Raw genomic sequence first — 21621 nt, 5'->3', positions numbered from 1 at the left:
GCCTCGCCTGAAAGAAAATACAGAATATACTGTCCACCACGACGGGTCCAAGACGGCCCGCGTGGGAGGATCCGATGACCATGAACCGCCGCTCTCTCCTCGGGGCTGCAGGCCTCGCGCTCGGTGCGCCCGTCGTGACCGTCGCGCAGGCGGCCGAGGTTGCCCAGGCCCCTCACAAGGAGGCTCTCAAGGCGCCGCCGCCCCCGCCGGTGACGAAGATCCTCGCGGAGTTCATCCACGATTCCTCCTATGACGGTCTGCCGGACAATGTCCGCCGGGAGGGCGTGCGCAGCTTCCTGAACTGGGTAGGCGTTGCCATCGGCGGCTCCCACCACGAGACGGTCGATATCGCCGTCTCGGCGCTCCAGCCCTTCTCCGGCCCGCCCCAGGCGAGCCTGTTCGGCCGCACCGAGCGGTTCGACATCATGAACGCCGCCTTCCTCAACGGCGTAGCGAGCCACATCTTCGATTTCGACGACACGCACCTGAAGACGATCATCCACCCGGCGGGTCCGGTCGCCTCCGCGATCCTGGCACATGCCGAGATGAAGCCCGTCTCCGGCAAGGATTTCCTCGACGCGCTGGTGGTCGGCATCGAGGTCGAGTGCCGGATCGGCAACGTCGTCTATCCGAACCACTACGATGCCGGGTGGCACATCACCGGCACCTGCGGGCCGTTCGGCGCGGCGGCAGCGGTATCGAAGCTGATGGGCCTGAGCGTCGAGCAGACGATCTACGCGCTCGGCCTCGCAGCCTCGCAGCCCGTCGGACTGCGCGAGTCGTTCGGCTCCATGACCAAGAGCTTCAATCCGGGCCGGGCCGCCGCCAACGGGCTGTTCGCCGCGATCCTGGCCTCGAAGGGCTTCACATCGTCGGAGAAGATGATCGAGGTCCGCAGGGGCTGGGCGCAGACCATCTCGACCAAGCAGGATTGGTCGCAGATCACCGAAGGGCTCGGCACCCGCTACGAGAGCGCGCTCAACACCTACAAGCCCTTCGCCTGCGGCATCGTCATGCATCCGGCGATCGACGCCGCGATCCAGATCCGCGACGGGGAGCATGTGAAGCCGGAGGATATCAAGTCCGTCGACCTCAAGGTGCATCCCCTGGTGCTGGAGTCGACCGGCAAGACCGCGCCGAAGACCGGGCTGGAGGGCAAGTTCAGCATCTACCACGCGGTGGCGGTGGCTTTCGTGGAGGGGGCGGGCGGCGAGAAGCAGTTCAGCGACCGGGCGGTGAAGGATCCCCGCGTCCTGGCCCTGCGCGCCAAGGTGAACCCGGTCGTCACCCCCGGCGTCGACCCGGCGCAGGTCGACATGGTGGTCACACTTAATGACGGGCGCACGATCCACCGGCACATCGACCACGCCATCGGCAGCGTCGAAAAGCCGATGACCGACGCCCAGCTCGACGCGAAGTTCAGAGACCTCGCGGACGGCATCCTGCCCGCAGCGCAGGCCACACGGGTGCTCACCCTCTGCCGGTCGCTGCCGGACCTGAAGGATGCGGGCGAGGTCGCAAGGGCGGGCGTTCAGGGAGCCTGACGAGGGTCCGACAGCCGCGCTTCGGCCGGGCGGGATCGAATTCCCCTCCCGGTCCGTTCAACGTGCGGCGCCCCGGCCCCGGTCGGCGCCGAAAGTCGCGTCGTGGGGGCTTACGGGTCGGTGATGGTCAAGAGGAGCACCGGGGGTCTCGGCATGGAGGATCCGGCGATCCATCCGCGACCGACCCGCGTCGCCGCCGCCGAGCGGCCCCGCGCGGCGCTCGCCTCGCCGCTGATCGTCTGGGCGATCATCGTGGCGGGACTGTATTTCGGCCGGGAGATCTTCATCCCGATCGCCATCGCCCTGCTCCTGTCCTTCGTCCTCGGGCCGCTGGTGAATTTCCTGCGGCGCTGGCGGCTGCCGCGCCTCGTCGCGGTGGGGCTCACCGTGCTGATGACGCTCGGGATCGTCGGGGCGCTGGCGACGCTGATCGGCATCCAGGTCGCCGACCTCGCAGGCGACGTGCCGCGCTACCGCGCCACCATCGAGCGTAAGGTCGAGAGCCTGCGCCACAGCCCGGCCGGGCGGATCACCGACTACGTCGCCAATATCGGCCGTGTGATCCATGGCGGGGCCAGCACCGAGGCCAAGCCCGAGCCGCCGCCGAAACCCAAGCCTCCGGCGGAAGCCGGGCCGCCCCAGTCCGAACGCAAGCCGATGCTGGTGGAGATGGCGGCGAGCCCGCCGAGCCCCCTGGAGACGGCAAGCACGCTGCTCTCGCCGGTGATGCAGCCGCTCGCGACCACCGGCATCGTCTTCGTGGTGCTCCTCTTCGTGCTGATGCAGCGGGAGGATCTGCGCGACCGGTTGATCCGCCTCGCGGGATCCCGCGACCTCCACCGCACCACCGTGGCGATGGACGACGCCGCAAGCCGCCTCTCCCGCTACTTCGTCGCCCAGCTCGCCCTGAACTCGGCCTTCGGCCTCGTCGTGGGCATCGGCCTGTACCTGATCGGCGTGCCGAACCCCGTGCTCTGCGGGATCGTGTCCGCGCTGATGCGCTTCGTGCCCTATCTCGGCGCGTTCATCTCGGCCCTGCTGCCCATGGTACTGGCCGCCGCCATCGAGCCCGGCTGGAACATGACCATCGCTACGGCGATCCTGTTCCTGATCCTCGAGCCCCTGACCGGACAAGTGATCGAGCCGATGCTCTACGGCCAGTCGACCGGCCTCTCGCCCACCGCCGTGCTGGTCTCGGCCCTGTTCTGGACATGGCTCTGGGGGCCGGTGGGCCTCCTGCTTTCGACGCCGCTCACCGTCTGCCTCGTGGTGCTCGGGCGCCATGCCGAGCATCTCGAATTCCTCGACGTGCTGTTCGGCGACAGGCCCGCGCTGACACCCGTGCAGAACTTCTACCAGCGCATTCTGGCGGGTGATTCCGAGGAGGTGCTGGGCCATGCCGAGTTGATCCTCCAGCATTGCTCGCTGTCCTCCTATTACGAGGACGTGGTGCTGAAGGCCCTGGAACTCGCCGCCCGCGACGCGGCGCGCGGGGTGCTCACCCCCGCCCAGAAGAGCGCCATGCGCGGGACGCTCTCCGAACTCATCGACGACCTCGCCGACCGCGCGGACGGCCCGGTCGAGGGCGCCCGGAAGGACAAGGAGGCGGCCGACGCCTGCGAGGCCCAGGGCGCCTGCAGCCCGCTGCCGGTCCATCCGATCCCGAACCACCTACCGGAGACCTGGACCCGCGAGGGCGCCGTGCTCTGCATTTCCGGCCGGGGCTTCCTGGATGCCGCCGCCGTGGCGATCCTGGCGCAGATCCTCGCCAAGCGCGGGATTGGCGCCCGGACCATGCCCTTCGCCGAGACCGCCTCGGTCCATCTCGCCGAGCTCGAACCGAAGGGAGCGCGGCTCGCCTGCGTCGTCTCCATCGCCCATGGCGGGGAGCCGCAGCATCTGAACCGGCTCATCGCACGCCTGCGCGAGCGCATGCCCGCCGTCCCGGTGCTCGCCGGCCTGTGGCTGGCGGATGAGGGCCAGCGCCGCCCCGGCTTCACCCTCGACGCGGATATCGTCTCGGGCTCCCTGCACGAGGCGGTGGAAGCGGTGCTCGCCGCCGCCGAAGCCGATCCGGCCCGGCCGGCGCGGCAGGACTCCCAGCCCGACCCTGCGGCGGCGGTCGCGGTCGCGGCACCCGGTCCGGTGGGGCAGGGGGCTTGACGTCGGCCCCGGTCGCCCGCCTTCGTCTGACCGTCGGCGCTGAGCCGCCTGTCGGAGAAGCCACCGCATGAGCGTCGTCGAACTCGGCCGGTTCATGGAGGATCTCGCCCAGGCCTCGGGCAAGGCGATCCTGCCGTTCTTCCGGGCGCAATTCGCGCTGGAGGACAAGGCGCGGGGCGGCTCGCCCTTCGATCCGGTGACCGAGGCCGACCGGGCGGCGGAGGTCGTCCTACGGGCGATGATCGCCAAGGCCTTCCCCGGCCACGGCATCCTCGGCGAGGAATTCGGGACCGAGCGGGAGGACGCGGAATGCGTCTGGGTGCTCGATCCCATCGACGGCACCCGCGCCTTCATCGCGGGCCTGCCGACCTGGGGCACACTGATCGGCCTGACCCGCCACGGCGTACCGGTCCGTGGGCTGATGCACCAACCCTACCTGGGTGAGGTCTTCACCGGCGACGGGCACAGCGCCCGATTGCGCGGCCCGGCGGGCGAGCGCACCTTGCGCACCCGGCGCTGCACCGATCTCGGGCAGGCGCTGCTGGCCACCACCGATCCGCGCCTGTTCGCGGAGGGCGAGGAGGCGGAGCGGTTCCGCGCCCTGGAAGGGCAGGCGCGACTCTCGCGCTACGGCACCGATTGCTACGCCTATTGCATGCTCGCGGCGGGGCAGATCGACCTCGTGGTCGAGGCGGGACTGAAGCCCTACGACATCTGTGCCCTGATCCCGATCATCGAGGGCGCGGGCGGGCGCGTCACGTCCTGGGATGGCGGCTCGGCGGCCAAGGGCGGCCGGGTGATCGCGGCGGGCGACCCGAGGTTGCACGAAGCAGCTCTCAAGGTGCTGAACCCGTGAGGCGCATCATGGGCGGCCCGTGCTGCTGAGCCTCCTCCTCGCCACGGCGAGCCTGTGGGGAAGCCTGCACGCCGCCCTGCCGGGCGCTCCCGTCCTACCGCCGGCTAGTCCGGCCGGGACCGAGGCGCCGCGTTACGATCCGGCGGCGCGGGCCGTATCCAACTGGCACGAGCAGACCGGCGCGGCTCTCCGCCCGAGGGCGCTCGCCCTCACGGCAAGCCTTGCCAAGGATCCGCCCTACGTCGCCCGCTGCGTGCGGCTCAACAATGGCTGGTGCATCAAGTCGGCCCGCTGGCCCGGGGAGATCGGCGCGGACGGGGAGGGGCACACGGCCTTCGCCACCCTGGATGACGGGGCCGACGCCGCAGCGCGGCTGCTGCGCCGCTATTACCGTGATTACAGCCGCCGCAGCGCGCTCGCCATCGTGCGCCGCTGGGCACCCGCCGAATGCCGGGGCGCCCCCGTGGCGGGCCGCGCCTCTGTAGCGACGCCGGCCGTCTCGTCCACCCTCGCGCCGAAGGGGCTGGGCAGAACGCTGCGCGCCCGCTTCCTCGCCCGCCACCGGCCGGGCGGCGCCCCCCGGGTCGCGGCGGCTCGCCCGGCGCGGGGAGGGGCGCTTCGGGTCCAGCCCTGGTCGCCGCTCGCCCGCATGGGCGTCCGGCCGGCCGCGCGCAACGCCGCCCGCATCCCGGCGCCGCGCCCGGTGGGCGATATCGCCGAGGGCATCCTGCCGAGCGCCAGCAGGACCGCCCCGCGTGTCGCCGATCCCGCCGCCCTGTTGGGGAACGGGCATGTGCCGAGCCCGGATCGGATGGTCGCGGAATCGGCGCTGCTCCCGGCCATCGCCGCCGGGCTTCCGGTCCTCGACCTGCGCCTGCCCGCCCCACTCTGCGCGGGCGATACAGTGCGCATCAACAATTACGCCGCGCGGATCGCCGTCAGTGTCGGCGTGAAGCCCGACGACGACCTGCATCTCTTCGCGCCGGACGGATCGCCGCTGCCGAACCTCGCGCCGGTCATGCTCGCCATGTCGGCGGTGGAACTCGGCACCTTGCGCGCGGGGCCGGACCTCGTCGCCGGGGCGATCGGTCGGCTTGCGCAGGAACAATCGGCCTCGGCGCAACAATAAGCGGGCTCCCCCGGACCTCTCTACCCTTGCGACTGCGCCTTCGCCGCGCCACCTCACGCCCGCCTGTCCCTTCCCGAGCCAGACGGTCCGTGGCCCCTCCCGCAAACACTTTCGCCTCCCGCGCCGGCTCCGCCTTGCGCGCCTTCGCCGAGGCGTCCCAGGACCTCCTTGTCCAGCCGACCCTGCGCCTCGGGGTGACGGGCCTCGCCCGCTCGGGCAAGACCGTGTTCACCACGGCGCTGATCCACCACCTCGTGGAGACGCACGCGCTGCCCGCCTTCGCCGCGGCGCAGGAAGGGCGCCTGCGCCGGGCGCGGCTGGTGCCGCAGCCCGACGACGACGTTCCGCGCTTCCCCTTCGAGGAGCATTTCGCGACCCTGAGCGAGGCCCGCGCGTGGCCGCGCTCCACCGACCGGATCAGCCAGTTCCGCCTGGAAATCGCCTACGAGCGCGCCGCCGGGTGGCGCTCCGGCCCGGCGACGCTGATGCTCGACGTGGTCGATTATCCCGGCGAATGGCTCCTCGACCTCGCCCTGATCGAGACCGATTACGTCTCGTGGTCGCGCTCCACTATCGCGGGTACGCGGCGGCCGGGGCGGGCGGAGATCGCCGCCCCCTGGCTCGCCGCCTTACAGGGGTTCGACCCGGCCTCACCGCTGGACGAGGTCGCCGCCGAGCGGGCGAGCGACGCATTCAAGACCTACCTTTCGGCGCTCCGGGCCGGACCGGAGGCGGTCGCCACCACCCCACCGGGGCGGTTCCTGATGCCGGGCGACCTCGCGGGCTCCCCGGCGCTGACTTTCGCGCCCCTCGACCGCCTGCCCGATACGATCGACCTCGACAGCCTCGCGGGGCTGATGCAGCGGCGGTTCGAGGCCTACAAGACGAAGGTCGTCACGCCCTTCTTCCGCGACCACTTCCAGCGAGTCGATCGCCAGATCGTGCTGGTCGACGTGCTCTCGGCCGTCGATGCCGGGCCGACCGCGCTCGCCGAACTGGAAGAGGCCATCGACGCGGTTCTGCTCAGCCTGAACATCGGCCGCAACTCTCTGCTGTCGCGCTTCTTCGCCCCCCGCGCCGACCGGGTGCTGTTCGCCGCCACCAAGGCCGACCATCTCCACCAAACGAGCCACGACCGGCTCGACGCGCTCCTGCGCCTGCTCGTCTCACGCGCCATGCGCCGGACGGAGGCGGCGGGCGCCCGGGTCGGCACGGTGGCTTTGGCCTCCGTCCGGGCGACCCGCGAGACCACGGTGCATGATGACGGCGAGGTGCTGCGCGCGGTGGCGGGCACGCCGGAGGCGGGCGAAATCGTCGGCGACGAAACCTTCGACGGGCAGAGCGAGGCGGCGGTGTTCCCCGGCGAGTTACCGGCCCGGCCGGAGGCGGTGCTGGAAGGCGCCGTCGAGCCTGGCTCCCTGCGCTTCCCGCGCTTCCGCCCGCCGCTGGTCCGCCCGGACCATCTCGGCCGCCCCGGACATCTGCCACAGATCCGCCTCGACCGGGCGATGCAGTTCCTGATCGGCGACCGGCTCACCTGATAGCCTCGGACCCTTCGCGATGAGCCCATCCCAGAAACCGCGGGCCTTCCGCCTGTCCCCCGAGCCACCGCCCGGGCCCGGTGTCGCGCCGCCGCCCGAGCGCGCCACACCCGCACCGGTGATCGTGGAAGAGCCCTTCGAGATCGTGGACGCCGCCGACGGCGTGCCGGTGCCGGTGGCGCCCAAGAGCCGCTCGCCCTGGGGGGCCTTGTTCTGGTCGGCGGCGGGCGGCCTCGTCTCCCTCGGCGTCGGTCTCTCCATCGAGCGGATGATCGCCGACCTGTTCCAGGCGGCGCCGTGGCTTGGCTGGGTCGCGCTCGCCCTGCTCGGCCTCGCCCTGCTGGCGCTCGCTGTGATCGTCGGGCGCGAACTCGTCGGGCTGCGGCGCGAAAAGCGGATCGAGCGGCTGCGCCAGTCGGCGATCGACGCCATCGCCACCCGCGACCATTCCGGCGCCCTGGCGGTGGTGAAGGAGGTGTCCGGCCTCTATGCGGACCGGGAGCGTCTGAGCGCGGCCCGCGCCCGGCTCGATGCCTCGGCGGACGCGATCCTCGACGTCGACGACCGGATCGGTCTCGCGGAGCGGAGTTGCTGGGCGACCTCGACCGGCAGGCACGCAACGCCATTGCGACGGCGGCCAAGCAGGTCTCGGCGGTGACGGCGCTCAGCCCCCGCGCCATCGTGGACGTGGCCTTCGTGCTCTTCGCCGGGGTGCGTCTGCTGCGCCGGATCGCGACGATCTACGGCGGACGGCCCGGCTTCCTCGGCTTCCTGCGCCTTGCCCGCTCGGCGCTGGCGCATCTCACGGTCACCGGCGGCATGGCGGTGGGCGAGAGCATGATGCAGCAGGTGCTGGGGCTGGGCCTCGCGGCCCGTGTCTCGGCGAAGCTCGGGGAGGGAGTGCTGAACGGGCTGATGACCGCCCGGTTCGGGCTCGCAGCCCTGGCAGTCTGCCGCCCGCTGCCCTTCGTGCGCACCGAACCGCCACGCCTCACTGACGTCGCCGGGGAGTTGATGCGCGGGGGCGAAGAGAAAGAGCCGTGAAGGCTTGATCGCAGCCGTCGAACGGCTGGGCCGGGATCAAGGCCCCTCTCCCCGTAAGGCGGGGAGAGGGGATGCGCTATTCGATCAGCGCTTGAACTTGCCGTCGTACTTGAACTCCGGCGCCGACTTCAGCTGGTCCTTGCTGGCGCCGATGATCGCCTTCCACTTCTTGGCGTCGGCATCGTAGCCGAGCGCCACGGAATCGGGAGCCACCACCACGTAGCGCTCGCCCATGCCGAGGAAGCCGCCGACGGAAAGGATGTAGCCCGCGAGCTTCTGGTTCTCGATCACGAGGTCCTTGATCTCGCCGACGGTGTTGTTCTGAGCGTCGGTGACGTTGAGGCCGATCAGGTTGTAGCTGAGCACCGCGTCCTGCGGCACGTTCACGAACTTGGGCGCCACGGTCGCGGGGGCGGCCTTCTCTCCGGCGGCGAGGGCGGGGCCGGCGAGCATCGCAGCGGCGAGAGAAGCAAGAACGAGACGACGCATGATAACCTCCAACGCCCGTTGATGTGGGCGGCAGGGAAGCATCGACCTCCCGCTATCGTTCCCCCCTCACGCAGAAATGTAAATTCGCGAAACATGGAACGAAAACCGCCCCGTCAGTTCGCGGGCGCTGCCTCGGGCTTCGGCTCGGACTTGGCGAGCACCTCGATGTCCCTGTCGAGCCCGCTCTCGACCTTGAACTCGCGGGTGAAGACCTGCCCGTCATGGCGGGCGATCAGCACGTAATCGCCTTCGGCCAAGGTCACTTGCGGAAAGGCGCCGATGGCCTCGCGGATCGTATCGCCGCCCGGCGTCAGCACGGAGAAGGCGGTGCCCGCGAAGGCCTCCGCCCCCGGCGATGCCACGAGCTTGAGGGTGACGGTCGCGGCCCGGTGGTTGAGGGTCGCCTCCGTGACCTTACCGTTCTCGACCTTGAGATCGGCGCGCTGAATCGCGTTCGATTCTCCGTAGATCGAGACCACGTGATAGGTGCCCTCCGGCAGGCGCAGCACCTCGCCGGCGCGGATCGCCGACCGCACGAGGCGCCCTTCCGAATTCGTCCCCACCGGCACGAAGACCGAGAAGGTCACCTGATCCTGCGGGATCTTGGTGTCGCCCACGGCACCGGAGAGGCGGAGCGCCCCGGCCGCGATCCTCAGCGTGTCGCTCGAGGCTTGGCCGCCGAGCACGATGCGCTTGGCGGAACTGGCGAAACCGTAGGTGACGGTGGCGACATAGGCCCCCGGCGGCAGGGTGAAACGCGGCTCGGCCTCGGTGGAGCGGGCGACGATCGTGGGCCGCGTGCCCTCGCCCCGGTCATCGAAGATCCGCCAGGCGAGCCCGTCCCGCAGGGGCGTTCCGGCGCCCGAGAGGATCGCCGACAGGCTGAGCTGCGCGTCGGGCTCGGCGGCGGGCAGCGAGGGCGGCAGCGAAGGGCTGGTGATCGAGGGCGTCAGCATCGGCGTGTTCGTGCCGGGCTGGAGCATGGGCTGCTGTGCCGGGGCGAGAGAGGGCAGGAGCGCGAAGGCCGACGCCGCCAGCCCCACGCACCACCTCGTCAGCCGACCCGTGCCCATCCCCGCCGATCCTCGTTCCGCCATGACCGCTCCTGTGCCGCGCGACCATGGCGGCGGCAAGGCCGCATCGGCGGCCCGGACCTTCCACGCCGGGGCGTCGCGTGCCACACCGGCCTGAGACCGCCTCAAGTCAGCGTTCGGACTAGAGCCATGACCGCCACACTCGACCTTCTGAGGACCCGCCGCTCGGTCCCGCCGCCGCTCCTCGACGGGCCCGGCCCCACGGTCAACGAGCTTGAGACCCTGCTCACCCTCGCCTCACGGGTGCCGGATCACGGCAAGCTCGCCCCCTGGCGGTTCATCGTGATCGCGGGCGAGGCGCGGGCGCGGGTCGGCGAGGCCATCGCCACAGCCTTCGCCGCCGACAATCCTGATGCCGGGCCGGATCGGCTGGACCAGGAGCGGCGGCGCCTGCAGCACGCGCCGGTCGTGGTGGCCATCGTGTCCCGCGCCGGCCCGCACGTGAAGATCCCCGAATGGGAGCAGGTGCTCTCGGCGGGCGCCGTGGCGATGAACCTAGTCGTCGCCGCCAACGCCATGTGCTACGCCACCTCCTGGCTCACGGAATGGCACGCCTACGACCGTCGGGTGCTCGACGCGCTGGGCCTCGCCCCGCAGGAAAAGCTGGCGGGCTACGTGCATATCGGGCGCGGCCGGGAGATCCCCTCGGACCGGCCCCGACCGGCCCTGGCCGACATCGTCACCACCCTGTGAGGCGACCGTGCATTACGATCTCGATCTTCCGCGCGCCGAGCGCAGCCTGCCCCACAGCCCGCTCAAGGCCATCGTCGCCCCCCGGCCGATCGGCTGGATCAGCGCCATGGACAAGGCCGGGCGCCTGAACCTCGCGCCGTATTCCTTCTTCAATGCCGTCGGCGACAACATGGTGGCGTTCTCCTCCACGGGGCGGAAGGATGCCCTGGTCTTCACGGAGGAGGGCGGCGAGTTCGTGTGCAGCCTCGCCACCTGGGATCTGCGCGACGGGATGAACGATTCGTCCGCCCCCCTGCCGCGCGGGGAGAGCGAATTCGCCTTCGCCGGGCTGGAGACGGCTCCTTCCCTCAAGGTGCGCCCGCCCCGGGTCGCCGCCTCGCCCGCCGCCCTCGAATGCCGGTGGTTGCAAACCGTCCCGCTCGTGCCGCTCGGCGGCGGCGAGGCCGAGAATTTCCTCGTGATCGGGCAGGTCGTCTCGATTTATGTCGAAGATCGATTTGTTACAGACGGAATGGTCGACACCGCCGCAATGCATCCGATCATGCGTGGAGGTTATTTCGATTACTTTCATGCGACCCCAGAGACGCGTTTCACCATGCGCCGCCCGAAGGGTGCAGGAGAGTTTACGGGGTCTTAACGGCTGAAGCCTGCGTTAACACCGCTTCATCCTTGAGGCTTTATTTACCATGACAGGCGCAGGGTCGGCCGGTCCTCACAGACTGGCCGACGCCGGATGTTCCTGTTCACCACCACGGCTACACCCCCGGAGATTCCCACGCCGCCCGCGCTCGTGCGTCCCGCACCGGCTCCGGTCGTGCAGGCGATCCGCGACGGGGCGAGCGCCACGGGCGTCGGCTTCGACTACCTCCTCGCCACGGCGCGCCGCGAATCGGCCCTCGATCCAGCGGCCAAGGCGCCGACCTCCAGTGCCACGGGGCTGTTCCAGTTCATCGAGCAGACCTGGCTCGGCACCATGAAGAATGCCGGCCCGCAGCTCGGGCTGCAGGCGCAGGCGGATGCCATCGTCCGCCAGTCCGACGGCACTTACGCCGTCGCCGACCCATCTCAGAAGCAGGCGATCCTGGATCTGCGGCGCGACCCGAAGGTCGCCTCGGTGCTGGCAGGCGCCCTGACTCAGAAGAATGCCCAGGCCCTGCAAGCCGCCATCGGCCACGAGCCGACGGCGGGTGACCTCTACGCCGCCCACGTCCTCGGGGCGAAGGGCGCAGCGAGCCTGATCGGCACCGCCAAGACCTTCCCCGAGCGCGCGGCTGCCCTCGACCTTCCGGAGGCCGCCGCCGCCAACCGGTCGCTGTTCTACGATCGCTCCGGGCGCCCGCGCACGGCGGCCGAACTCTATGCCAGCCTCTCGGCGGCGGCCCAGGGCGCGAACGTCAATGCCGCGCCCGTCGCGATCCGCCAGGACGGCCCATCCGAAGCTCAGGCCGTCCCGCCTTCGGCCAATGCCTACGTCTCGACGGCGACCGCCTTCGGCGGCGGCTCCGATCTGCGCAGCCTGTTCCAGACCGATCGCCGCGCGACCACCAACGACGCCGTCGCCAAGCTCTGGCAGGGGCGAACCTCCGGCACCGCCACCGCGCGGCCCGCACCGTCGTATTTCCCGCGCTCGGACGAGGCCGAGAGCCGCGTCGCGGCGCCGCTCCTCGCCTCGGCCGATCCCGAGGACATCCCGGCGGTGACGGGCTCCCTCGCAAGCGAGGTGGTCCCGCCCGGTCCGGCCCTCGTCCACGCCCCGCTGCCGCCCCGCCGCCCGGCGGAGTTCGGTGCGGCCCCGTCTGCGAACACCCTGTTCGCCCCAAGGAGAGGCCCATGATCAAGAAGTCCATGATCATCCGCCAATTCCTGGCCCTGACCCTCAATGCACCGGCGGATCGCCGGGCGCAGGGGGCGGCGGCCATGGCGCGGGCCTATCTTTACGGCAACCTCGACGCGGAAGCCTCGTGGGAGGCGAAGACCGCGCTGTTGAGCCTCCTCGACGATCCGGCCCCCTCGGTGCGCCGGGCGCTCGCGGAGGTCTGTGCCGATTCCGCCCGCAGCCCGCGCCCGATCGTGGTCGCCCTGTCCTGCGACGGATTCGAGGTATCCGAGCCGATCCTCGCCCGCTCCCCGGTCCTCACCGAGGCCGATCTGGTCGAGGCCGCCGCCCTCGGCGACGAGGAGGCACGCGAGGTCATCGCCCGGCGCCACCACCTCACTCCCGCCGTATCGGGCGCACTCGCCGAGATCGCGGACCTTCCGACCCTGGTGGCGCTCGCGGGCAACCCGACCGCGCGGATCACCGGCGGGCGTCTCCTGCGGATGATCGAGCGGTTCGGCCACGAGGCCGACCTGCGCGAAGCCCTCCTCGCCCGGCATGATCTGCCGCCGGAGGTCCGCCACGCCATCGCCATGGCGCTCGCCAAGAGCCTCTCAGCTTTCGCGACCGAGCGCGGCTGGCTTGGTGCGGCGCGCTCCGAGCGCGTTAACCGCGAGATTGCGGAGCGCACCGCCCTCGACCTCAGCGCCGGAGCGGGAGCGGCGGCGACCTCCCGCCTCGTTGGCTACCTGCGCGGCACCCACCAGCTCAATGCCGGGCTGATCCTTCGCGCCATCCTGTCGGGGCGGATCGAGTTCGCGCAGACCGCCTTCGCGGACCTGTCGGGGCTCGACCATGCGGTCGTCGCCCGCGCCATGCGCGATCCGAAGGCGGTCGCCGGGCTGCACGAGCGGGCGCGCCTGCCCGCAGCCCTGCTCCCCGCGATGCAGGCGGTGCTGTCGGCGTGGCGCGACACCGCCCGCGCCGAGCCGAACGGCGCCGTGAGGGCTGCGGGCCTTTCCCGCCGGATGATCGAGCGGGCCATCGAGGCCTGTGAGGGCTGGGAGAGCCCGGAGATCCGCAGCGTCGTCGCCCTGCTCACCCGGTTCGAGGCCGAGGCCGCCCGCGACGAGGCACGCGAGACCACCCGCGCGATCCTGGCCGAGGCCACGGCCCGCGAGGCCGCCGAGCGCGAACGCCTCGCCGCCGACGCCGCCTGGAAGGAAGCGCTGGACGCCCATCGCCGGGCGCAGGGCTTCGCAGAGGCCACCCCCGTCGAGACGCCGGTCACGGAGAGCCGTACCGACCCTGTCGGCGCGATCCTCGAATCCCTGCCGGATCAGATCATCGACTGGTTCCGCAAGGGTCGGGAGCCCGCCTCCGTCGAGGCCGTGCCGGAGACGATCCTCAGCGAACTCGACACCGCCCTCATCGCGGAATTCCGCGCGAGCCGTACGAGCCCGGCCAAGGACAGCATCGCCATCGCCGCGTAAGGGCGCCGCGCGGGTCCTATTCGGCCGCGCGGGCCTGCGCCGTCGCCCCGTCATCCTCGACGAGGCCAAAGCGTGCGATGGCACCGTCGAGGCGCAGGGCGGCGTTGATCAACGCCATGTGAGAGAAGCCCTGCGGGGTGTTGCCTCGCTGCTCGCCGGTCGCAGGGTCGATCTCCTCCGCGAGCAGTCCGACATCGTTGCCACGCGCCACCAGTCGCTCGAAGGCGGCCTTGGCCTCACCGGTCCGCCCGTCGAGGGCGAGGCAGCCGACCCGCCAGAAGGCGCAGGCCGTGAACGCGCCCTCGTCGCCCTCGAACCCGTCCTCCATCCGGTAGCGATAGATCAGGTCGCCGCCCGCACCGAGTTCCTGCTCGATGGCGGCGAGCGTCGCGCGCAGTCGCGGATCGGACGGGTCGATGGCCCCGAACAGGGCGACGCGCAGCACCGCCGCGTCGAGATGGTGCGAGCCGTAGGCGCCGGTGAAAGCGTTGCGCTCCTCGCTCCAGCCCTTCTCCAGATACTCCGCGCGGACCTCGGCGGCGATCCGCTCCCATTCCGCGATCTTGTCGTCGGGCACCCCGTCGATCCGGCGGGCGATGCGGGCGGCGTCGGTCAGCGCCACCCAGATCATCGCCTTGGTATGGACCTGCTGGCGCGGACCGGTACGCAATTCCCAGATGCCGTGATCGGCATCGTGCCGGTGGCGGATCGCGCGGGCCGTGAGGTTGTCGAGCACCCTCGGCAGGCGGTCGTTGACCTTCTCGGGCGGATCGTATTCCACCGCTTCGAGGAAGACGCAGAGGGCGCGGATCAACTCGCCGTAGATGTCGTGCTGGTCTTGGCTCTCGGCTGCGTTGCCGACCAGCACCGGGCCGACTCCGTTCCAGCCCGCGAGATGGGTCAGCGCCTCCTCTGGCGGGATGTCGTCGCAGACGCCGTACATCAGCTTGGTTTCGCGCCCGAAGGTGTCGTCGCGCTCGCGCAGGAAGCGCAGGAATTCGGAGGCCTCGCGCACGTAGCCGAGCATGACGAAGGCCGTCACCGTGAAGGCGGCATCGCGCATCCACGTGAACCGGTAGTCGAAGTTGCGATTGCCGGGCACGGCCTCCGGCAGGCCCGCGGTCGCAGCCGCGACGATGCCGCCGGAAGGTGAATAGGTCAGGAGCTTCAGGCAAAGCGCCGAGCGCAGCACCGCCTCCCGGTAGGGGCCGCGATAGGTGCAGCGGGCGCTCCAGCGCCGCCAGTATTCCTCGGTGCAAGCGAGACGCCGCTGTGCCCCGGCAAGGTCATCGATGCCGGCGCCCTCCGAATCCTCGCCATGAGTGAGGACGAGATAAGCGGTCTCCCCAGCCGAGAGGCGGAACGTCACCGTGGCCGTATCGCCGTCGATGCGGGGGCAGGGGGCCGCGTTGACGCGGATCCGCCAATCCCCCGCCTCGAACAGGACGGAGCCCTCTGCCTCGATCGGCGTGCAGGCCCGTCGGGCGTAGTCGAAGGTGGGGCGCACGGTGAAGGCGCCTTCGACCGTGCCCTCCTCGCAGGTGAGGAGGCGGATCAGGCGGCTCTCGCCCTCGCCATCCGGCCCCTCGTCGGGCTCGGGCGCGGGCGGGTTCACGGGCATCAGGTCGGTCAGCACGGCGCGGCCCATCTGCGTCGTGAGGGTCGTCTCCAGGATGTTGGTGTCGGGACGGTAGCGCCGATGGGTGCCGGTGAGACCCGCCAGCGTGACGGCGCAGGAGCCGCCCTTCTCGTCATCGAGGAGTTTCACGAACAGGGCGGGCGAATCGTGACGCGGCCAGCACAGCCAGTCGACCGAGCCGTCGCGGGCGATCAGCGCACAGGAATGGGTATCGCCGACGATGGCGTAATCGCTGATAGGCTTCGACACTGGAGTTCCGGTTGAGCCGCCAGAGGCGCGGCAAATGACATCCCCCGCCGTTGAGGTAGCCAACGGCGGGGCGGTGGGGAGTCGGGCTCGACGATTCGCCGCACGGCCTCAGGGCCGCGGCAGCATCCGGTCGCTGATGATCCGGCGCTGGATCTCGCTGGTCCCCTCGAAGATCGTGGTGAGGCGGGCATCGCGCCAATACCGCTCCACCCGGCGCTCGGTCGTGTAGCCGTTGCCTCCATGGAGTTGCATCGCTTGGTTCGTCACCCGCACCGCCATCTCGGTGCAGGTGAGCTTCACCATGGCCGATTCCGACTCCGCCGGTTCGCCCTGATCGAGGAGGTGGGCGACCTGCTGCCAGAAGGCACGGGCTTGCGTCACCTCGGCCGCCATGTCGGCCAGCGCGAAGCGGAGCGCCTGGAAGTCGCCGATCGGGTGGCCGAACTGTTCGCGCTCCTGAAGGTAGAGTTGGCAATCCTCGACCGCCGCCCGCGCGACGCCCACCGCCCGCGCGGCGGTGTGGACGCGGGCGATGTTCAGCCCGCGCTGCACGGCGGCGAATCCGCCCGAATCCGCATCCGCCCCCTGGTCGCCGTAGAGGCCGGTGAGGCGGTCGCTCTCGGGCACCCGCACGCCTTCGAGGTCGAGTTCGAAGGTCTCGAAGCCGTGATAGCCGATCTTGTCGATCACCCGGCCCTTCATGCCTTCGGGGAAGGTGCCGGGCTGCTTGACCACGAGGAACGGTTCCAGCCCGGCCGAGCGGGACTCGCCGGGCTTCGGCTCGCGGGTCCGCGCCAACACCTCGATGAAGTGGGCGCCCTTGGCGAAGCCCGCCCAGCGCTTGCGGCCGGTGAGCACCCAGGTATCGCCCTCGCGCACGGCCTTCGTCGCCACGCCCGCGAGGTCCGAGCCCGCATTGGGCTCCGACAGGGAGATCGAGCCGATCCACTCGCCTTTCGCGGACCGGCGCATCAGGGCGGCCCGGCGCTCGGGATCGAGGGTCTGGGTGCCGAGCCCCTGGCCCCGCGCCAGGATCGAGCCCACCGACAGCCAGGACCGGGCGAGTTCCTCGGAGACGAGGCAGTACTCGAACACGCCGAGCCCCAACCCGCCATGCTCCTGGGGGATGGTGATGCCGAACCAGCCCTTCGCGGCCATGGCGGCGATGAGGGAGGGCGGCATCTGCGCCTTCTGCGGGTCGAGTTCGTCGGCGATCGGCAACACGGTCTCGCGGGCGAAGGCGCGGGCCTCGGCCTGGAGCGACGCCCGCGCCTCGGTGCGCCAGGGGGAAGCCAGCTCCGGCGGCTGCGGTGCGATCGTGTCACGGCGTGTATCGCTGCGTGTCATGGTGCCTCCCCGTTCGATCTCGCGGGGCTGGAAACACCGGTTTACAAAATGGTTCCCTCCGGGATCTTCGAATATCGGCGTCGTGGGGCCATAATCGGAGGATGACGCTTGCCGATCCACTCCTCGATACCCGCGCGATGACTCAATCCGCCGCCCCCCACATTCTTGTGGTGGAAGACGACCGCGAGATCTCTGCCCTCGTGGCACGCTATCTGCGCGGCAACGACTGCCGCGTGACGATTGCCGGGGATGGTCGCGAGATGGACCGGGCGCTCGCGGAATCGCGCATCGACCTGATCGTCCTCGACCTGATGCTGCCGGGCGAGGACGGGTTCAGCCTGTGCCGCCGCCTGCGCGAGACCTCTCAGATCCCGATTCTGATGCTCACCGCGAAATCCGAGGAGGTGGACCGCATCCTCGGCCTCGAACTCGGCGCGGACGACTATCTCGGCAAGCCGTTCAACCCGCGCGAATTGCTCGCCCGCATCCGGGCGATCCTGCGACGGGTCTCGGCCGAGGCCCCCGAGGAGGATGAGCGCAAGCGCCTGCATTTCGCGGGCTGGACCCTCGACGTGTCGCTGCGTCAGCTCCTGAGCCCCGAAGGCGCGCGGGTGGCGATCACGGGGGCGGAGTTCGACCTGCTCCACGCCCTCTGTCTTCGGCCGGGGCGGGTGCTCTCGCGTGACCAGCTCCTGGATCTGACGCAGGGGAGGGCGGCCGGGCCGTTCGAGCGCAGCATCGACGTGCTGGTCTCGCGCATCCGCCAGAAGATCGAGCGCGACACGCGCAACCCGGAATACATCCGCACCATCCGCTCGGGCGGCTACCTGTTCACGCCGGAGGTCACCCGGTCATGACGCTGGCAGCCCTGCGCGCCCGCCTGCGCCCGCGCAGCATCGCGGGGCAGATGGCGCTCCTCGTCGTCGCGGGCATCGCCGTGGCTCATGCGGTGGCCACGATGTCGTTCTTCCTGCTGCACGAGCCGCAGAACCCCGACACGCTGCCGGGCGTCGCCGCCGCGCGGGTCGGTGTGCTGGCTCGCCTCCTCGATGTGGCCGAGCCTTCCGCGCGTCCGGCCTTGATCGCGGCGGGGGCGCGGTCCCTGCCCCTGGTCGAGGTCGAACCCTGGGACGGCGTGGCGCCCCCCGGCGCCGAGCCCGCCCCGGACCGGGCGATCGTCCGCCGCCTGCGCGCCGCCGCCGGACGCCCGGTGACGGTGACGAGCCTCAAGCCCTCAGGCAACAGCGACTTTCTGCATGTCGGCATCGTCACCGGCAACGGTGCGATGCTGCGCGCCACCCTGGCGGACGATCCGCTGCGCCCGCCGCGCCAGGGCGCGCTGATCTTCACCGTGGTGTTCCTGGCCCTGACGCTGGCCCTGCTGTGCCTGTGGGCGACGCGGGCGCTCACGGCACCCCTGGCCCGGCTCGCCAGCGCGGCGGAGGCGTTCGGCGCACGGGACGACCACGTCGCCCTGCCCCAGTCCGGCCCGCAGGAGGTGCTCGCCGTCTCCAGCGCCCTCGACCGGATGCGCTCCCGCGTCCGGCGGCTGATCGACGACCGCACGCAGATGCTCGCCGCGATCAGCCACGATCTGCGTACGCCGATCACCCGGCTGCGCCTGCGCGCGGAGTTCATCGAGGACGAGTCCGCCCGCGCGGCGACTTTGCGTGACCTCGACCAGATGAACGGCCTCGTGGAAGCGGCCCTGTCCTTCGTGCGTGACGGACAGGCGCGGGATCCCGGCAGCCACAGCCTCGTGGACCTCGCTTCGGTGGTGCAGACGGTTTGCGACGGCTTCACCGATATCGGTGCGCCCGTCACCGTGGAGCGCAGCCGCCACGTCCTCGTGCGTGGCCAGCCCGACGAATTGCAGCGGGCGGTCACCAACCTCGTGGACAACGCCGTAAAATACGGCGGCCGGGCCAGCCTGACGATGGAGGGATCGGCGCGCGGGGTGCGGATCTGCGTGCTCGATTCCGGGCCGGGCATTCCCGATGCGGAGCGCGAGACGATGCTGCAGCCCTTCGTGCGCGGCGACCGGGCGCGCAATCTCAACGCAGCGAGCGGCTTTGGCCTGGGTCTCTCGATCGTTCAGGCTATCGTAGAGGCCCATGACGGGCGCCTGACCCTGGAGAACCGCCCCGAAGGCGGCCTCTGCGCGGCGATCGAATTGCCGCTGGCCGCGCGGGATTTCTCGGGTGGGAAGCCCACGCCGCCCGCCGCCGAGGAACCGGCCGCGCGGGCTGCCTGAGGGGCTGGGATCATTCGAGCGATCCCCCTCCCCGCCTGCGGGGAGGGGGGATCCTGTTTTTACGCCGCCCGGACGTTCTGGAGGAACTGGGCGACCTCGGCCCGCAGACGCTCGGATTGCGTGGCGAGATGCCCCGTCACCTCGGCCACCGAAGCCGCGGCCCGGCCCGCCTCGTCGGCCACGCGGGCCACTTCGGCGATGTCGGAGGTCATGGCGCTGGTGCCCTCCGAAGCCTGGGTCATGCTGCGCACGATCTCCTGTGTCGTCGCGCCCTGCTGCTCCACCGCCGCCGCGATGCCGGTGGTGGTGCGGTTCATGGCTTCGATCTGCGTCGTGATCGACTGGATCGCCACCGACGCGCCACCGGTCGCAGCCTGGATAGCCGCGACCTGCTGACCGATCTCGTCCGTGGCACGGGACGTCTGGGCGGCGAGTTCCTTCACCTCGTTGGCCACCACGGCGAAACCCCTTCCGGCTTCGCCTGCGCGGGCGGCCTCGATCGTGGCGTTGAGGGCGAGGAGGTTGGTCTGGCCCGCGATGGCCGAGACCATCCGCACCACATCGCCGATGCGGGTCGCGACGGCGGAGAGATCCGCCACCGTCCTGCCCGCGCGCTCGGCCTCCTGCACCGCCGCATCCGACATGCCTGCCGCCTGCTCGACCTGACGGCTGATCTCGGACACCGTCGCGCCGAGTTCCTCGGCCGCCGCGGCCACCGTGGTGACGCTGGCAGCGGTCTGGTGCGCGGCGCTCGCCACGTTGGCCGAACGCTGCGAGGTCTCACCGACCGCGTAGCTCATCGTGCCGGACGTGCCACCGAGAGTCGTGACCGCGCCGCTGACGTCACCGACAATGCCGACCACGGACCGCTCGAAATTGTCCGCAAGGTCCTGAAGCATGGCGCGGCGGGCCTGCTCCTCGCGGAGCCGGGCCGCCTCGGTCGTGCGCAGTTGCTGCGCGGCTTCTTCCAGCGTCATGTCGCGGATGGTCACGACGGCACGGGCGATGTCGCCGATCTCGTCGGCGCGACGGCTGCCCGGCACCTCGGCGAGGTCCTCGCGGGCGGCCAGCGCCTTGAGCGCGCGGGTGAGGGCGCCGAGCGGGCTCACGATGGAGCGGGCGAGGAGCAGGCCGAGCACGGCCGTCGCCGCCAGAACGGCGAGGCCGATCATGACCAGCGTGCGCGAGAGCGACTGCGCATCCTGAAGCGCCTCCGCCTGGGATTGCTCGGCGATCACGGTCCAGGGCGCACCATGGACGGACACCGTCGCGGCGGCGGCCATGTGGGGGCCGTTCGCGGCGTTGTAGCTGAAGCTTCCGTTGCCGGTTCCGCTCAGGGACAGGATGCCGAGATCCTTGATCGAGGTGCCCGCCTTCTCCGTGTTGAGCGGCGGATCGCTGCGCAGCAGCCCGTCCTGGCCCGCAGCCAGCACCTGCCCGGTCTCGCCGAGGCCCGTGCGCTTGGCGAGCACTTGATTGAACAGGGCGGGCGTGACGCGCATGACGATGAAGCCGATGCGCTCCACTGCCTGCGAGGTGCCCATGGCGACGTTGGCGCGCTTCGTCATCGCCCGGCCGATGAAGGCCGAGGGCACGCCGCCGACCGGGTAGGCGGAGAAATCCTCGAACAGGATGGCATTCGGCTCGGCCGTCTTCAGCCGCTCCACGAGGCGGCCCAGGCCGGTCTCCTTGAGCGGGCCTTCCGCCACGGTGCCCGCGAAATCCTCACTCTTGGTCGTGGTGTAGGCGATCCGGCCATTTTCATCGACGAAGAGCAGGTCGCCGTAGCCCGGCTGCGCCACCAGCTTGCGGGCGATCTCCTGCACCTTGCCGTGGCGGCGGCCATACATCCCCGTGCCCGCGCCGCCGTCGAGGGCGATGCGCTCCTCGACGGTCTTGGGTGCCCGGAAGGCTTCGATCACCGTCGCGTAGTCGGATTTGCCCGGATCGAGGGCTTCGATCAGGTCCGGGAAGTTCGAGACGACCTGCGGATGGGCGGCGACCGCCACGAAATCCGCGTGCAGGCGGTCGGCCGTGAGTTCGATGCTGTCCCGCCGGGCGGAGGCGGCGAGTTGGAGGCGATCACCCGCCGCAGTCAGGAGGCTCGCCCGGGCTGAATACCAGCTGATGCCACCCATTGTAGCGGCACTCATCAGGGCCAGACCGATCGTCATGGCCGGAAGACGCGTGCTCAGCCGCGATGAATTCAACATAATCGAGCGCCCCACTCTTATTGTGGGTTGCACCCTAGGAGGGACGGATTGAGAGAG

Annotated in this window: 16 protein-coding genes and 1 pseudogene; 12 read left to right on the top strand and 5 right to left on the bottom strand. The window is 70.7% G+C overall.

The genetic code is table 11. The features are described 5' to 3' along the window. Window positions 1–74 precede the first annotated feature (74 nt). The 6 genes and pseudogenes from ACFQE0_RS22590 to ACFQE0_RS22565 all read left to right on the top strand — a co-directional run bounded on the left by ACFQE0_RS22590 (window position 75) and on the right by ACFQE0_RS22565 (window position 8277). Entirely contained in the window at window positions 75–1544 is a 1470-nt protein-coding gene (locus ACFQE0_RS22590) for an MmgE/PrpD family protein (RefSeq protein WP_378973642.1), read from the top strand. 123 nt (window positions 1545–1667) lie between these two features. Beyond that, the gene (locus ACFQE0_RS22585) at window positions 1668–3707 is read left to right on the top strand and encodes an AI-2E family transporter (RefSeq protein ID WP_378975640.1); all 2040 of its coding nucleotides are present in this window, start codon (window positions 1668–1670) and stop codon (window positions 3705–3707) included. 67 nt (window positions 3708–3774) lie between these two features. Further along, entirely contained in the window at window positions 3775–4563 is a 789-nt protein-coding gene (hisN, locus tag ACFQE0_RS22580) for a histidinol-phosphatase (RefSeq protein ID WP_378973639.1), read from the top strand. Between the two features lie 19 nt (window positions 4564–4582). Further along, window positions 4583–5692, top strand: coding sequence for a hypothetical protein (locus tag ACFQE0_RS22575; protein ID WP_378973637.1), 1110 nt, complete (start codon window positions 4583–4585; stop codon window positions 5690–5692). An 89-nt stretch (window positions 5693–5781) separates the two neighbouring features. Next, complete coding sequence (locus tag ACFQE0_RS22570) at window positions 5782–7233, top strand: YcjX family GTP-binding protein (RefSeq protein ID WP_378973635.1); 1452 nt, start codon at window positions 5782–5784, stop codon at window positions 7231–7233. A gap of 19 nt (window positions 7234–7252) precedes the next feature. Further along, window positions 7253–8277 (top strand): annotated as a pseudogene (locus ACFQE0_RS22565) (YcjF family protein). An 84-nt stretch (window positions 8278–8361) separates the two neighbouring features. On the opposite strand, the gene ACFQE0_RS22560 reads toward ACFQE0_RS22565, so the two are convergent. Both ACFQE0_RS22560 and ACFQE0_RS22555 read right to left on the bottom strand, forming a co-directional pair. Next, complete coding sequence (locus tag ACFQE0_RS22560) at window positions 8362–8766, bottom strand: PRC-barrel domain-containing protein (RefSeq protein ID WP_378973632.1); 405 nt, start codon at window positions 8764–8766, stop codon at window positions 8362–8364. Window positions 8767–8879: 113 nt separating this feature from the next. Beyond that, window positions 8880–9839: a hypothetical protein gene (locus ACFQE0_RS22555; RefSeq protein WP_378975638.1), complete on the bottom strand. Its 960-nt coding sequence runs from the start codon at window positions 9837–9839 to the stop codon at window positions 8880–8882. Between the two features lie 150 nt (window positions 9840–9989). Here ACFQE0_RS22555 and ACFQE0_RS22550 point away from each other — a divergent pair, with 150 nt between their 5' ends. The 4 genes from ACFQE0_RS22550 (at window position 9990) to ACFQE0_RS22535 (ending at window position 13862) form a co-directional block, all read left to right on the top strand. Then, on the top strand, window positions 9990–10553 hold the full coding sequence (locus ACFQE0_RS22550) for a nitroreductase family protein (RefSeq protein WP_378973630.1): 564 nt from the start codon (window positions 9990–9992) through the stop codon (window positions 10551–10553). 7 nt (window positions 10554–10560) lie between these two features. Then, entirely contained in the window at window positions 10561–11190 is a 630-nt protein-coding gene (locus ACFQE0_RS22545; protein WP_378973628.1) for a flavin reductase family protein, read from the top strand. 96 nt (window positions 11191–11286) lie between these two features. Further along, window positions 11287–12387 (top strand): serine/threonine-protein kinase, encoded by a 1101-nt coding sequence (locus ACFQE0_RS22540; protein ID WP_378973625.1) that lies wholly within the window; start codon window positions 11287–11289, stop codon window positions 12385–12387. Further along, the gene (locus ACFQE0_RS22535; RefSeq protein ID WP_378973623.1) at window positions 12384–13862 is read left to right on the top strand and encodes a DUF2336 domain-containing protein; all 1479 of its coding nucleotides are present in this window, start codon (window positions 12384–12386) and stop codon (window positions 13860–13862) included. The genes ACFQE0_RS22540 and ACFQE0_RS22535 overlap by 4 nt, the downstream gene beginning before the upstream one ends. A 16-nt stretch (window positions 13863–13878) precedes the next feature. On the opposite strand, the gene ACFQE0_RS22530 is transcribed toward ACFQE0_RS22535, so the two are convergent. After that, complete coding sequence (locus ACFQE0_RS22530; RefSeq protein WP_378973620.1) at window positions 13879–15750, bottom strand: glycoside hydrolase family 15 protein; 1872 nt, start codon at window positions 15748–15750, stop codon at window positions 13879–13881. A 108-nt stretch (window positions 15751–15858) separates the two neighbouring features. Then, complete coding sequence (locus ACFQE0_RS22525; RefSeq protein WP_378973618.1) at window positions 15859–17097, bottom strand: acyl-CoA dehydrogenase family protein; 1239 nt, start codon at window positions 17095–17097, stop codon at window positions 15859–15861. A gap of 101 nt (window positions 17098–17198) precedes the next feature. Between ACFQE0_RS22525 and ACFQE0_RS22520 the strand changes: the two genes are divergently transcribed. Then, on the top strand, window positions 17199–17954 hold the full coding sequence (locus ACFQE0_RS22520; protein ID WP_378973615.1) for a response regulator: 756 nt from the start codon (window positions 17199–17201) through the stop codon (window positions 17952–17954). After that, window positions 17951–19351, top strand: a complete 1401-nt coding sequence (locus ACFQE0_RS22515; RefSeq protein WP_378973613.1) for an ATP-binding protein — start codon at window positions 17951–17953, stop codon at window positions 19349–19351. Before ACFQE0_RS22520 ends, ACFQE0_RS22515 begins: the two co-directional genes overlap by 4 nt. 59 nt (window positions 19352–19410) lie before the next feature. On the opposite strand, the gene ACFQE0_RS22510 is transcribed toward ACFQE0_RS22515, so the two are convergent. After that, window positions 19411–21564 carry a methyl-accepting chemotaxis protein gene (locus ACFQE0_RS22510; RefSeq protein WP_378973610.1) on the bottom strand — a complete coding sequence of 718 codons (2154 nt, stop codon included), beginning with the start codon at window positions 21562–21564 and terminating at the stop codon, window positions 19411–19413. Window positions 21565–21621: the final 57 nt, after the last annotated feature.

It is taken from the genome of Methylobacterium komagatae, assembly GCF_042661665.1.
GTDB classification, from domain to species: Bacteria; Pseudomonadota; Alphaproteobacteria; order Rhizobiales; family Beijerinckiaceae; genus Methylobacterium; species Methylobacterium komagatae.
This window is presented reverse-complemented; position numbering and strand designations above follow the sequence as displayed.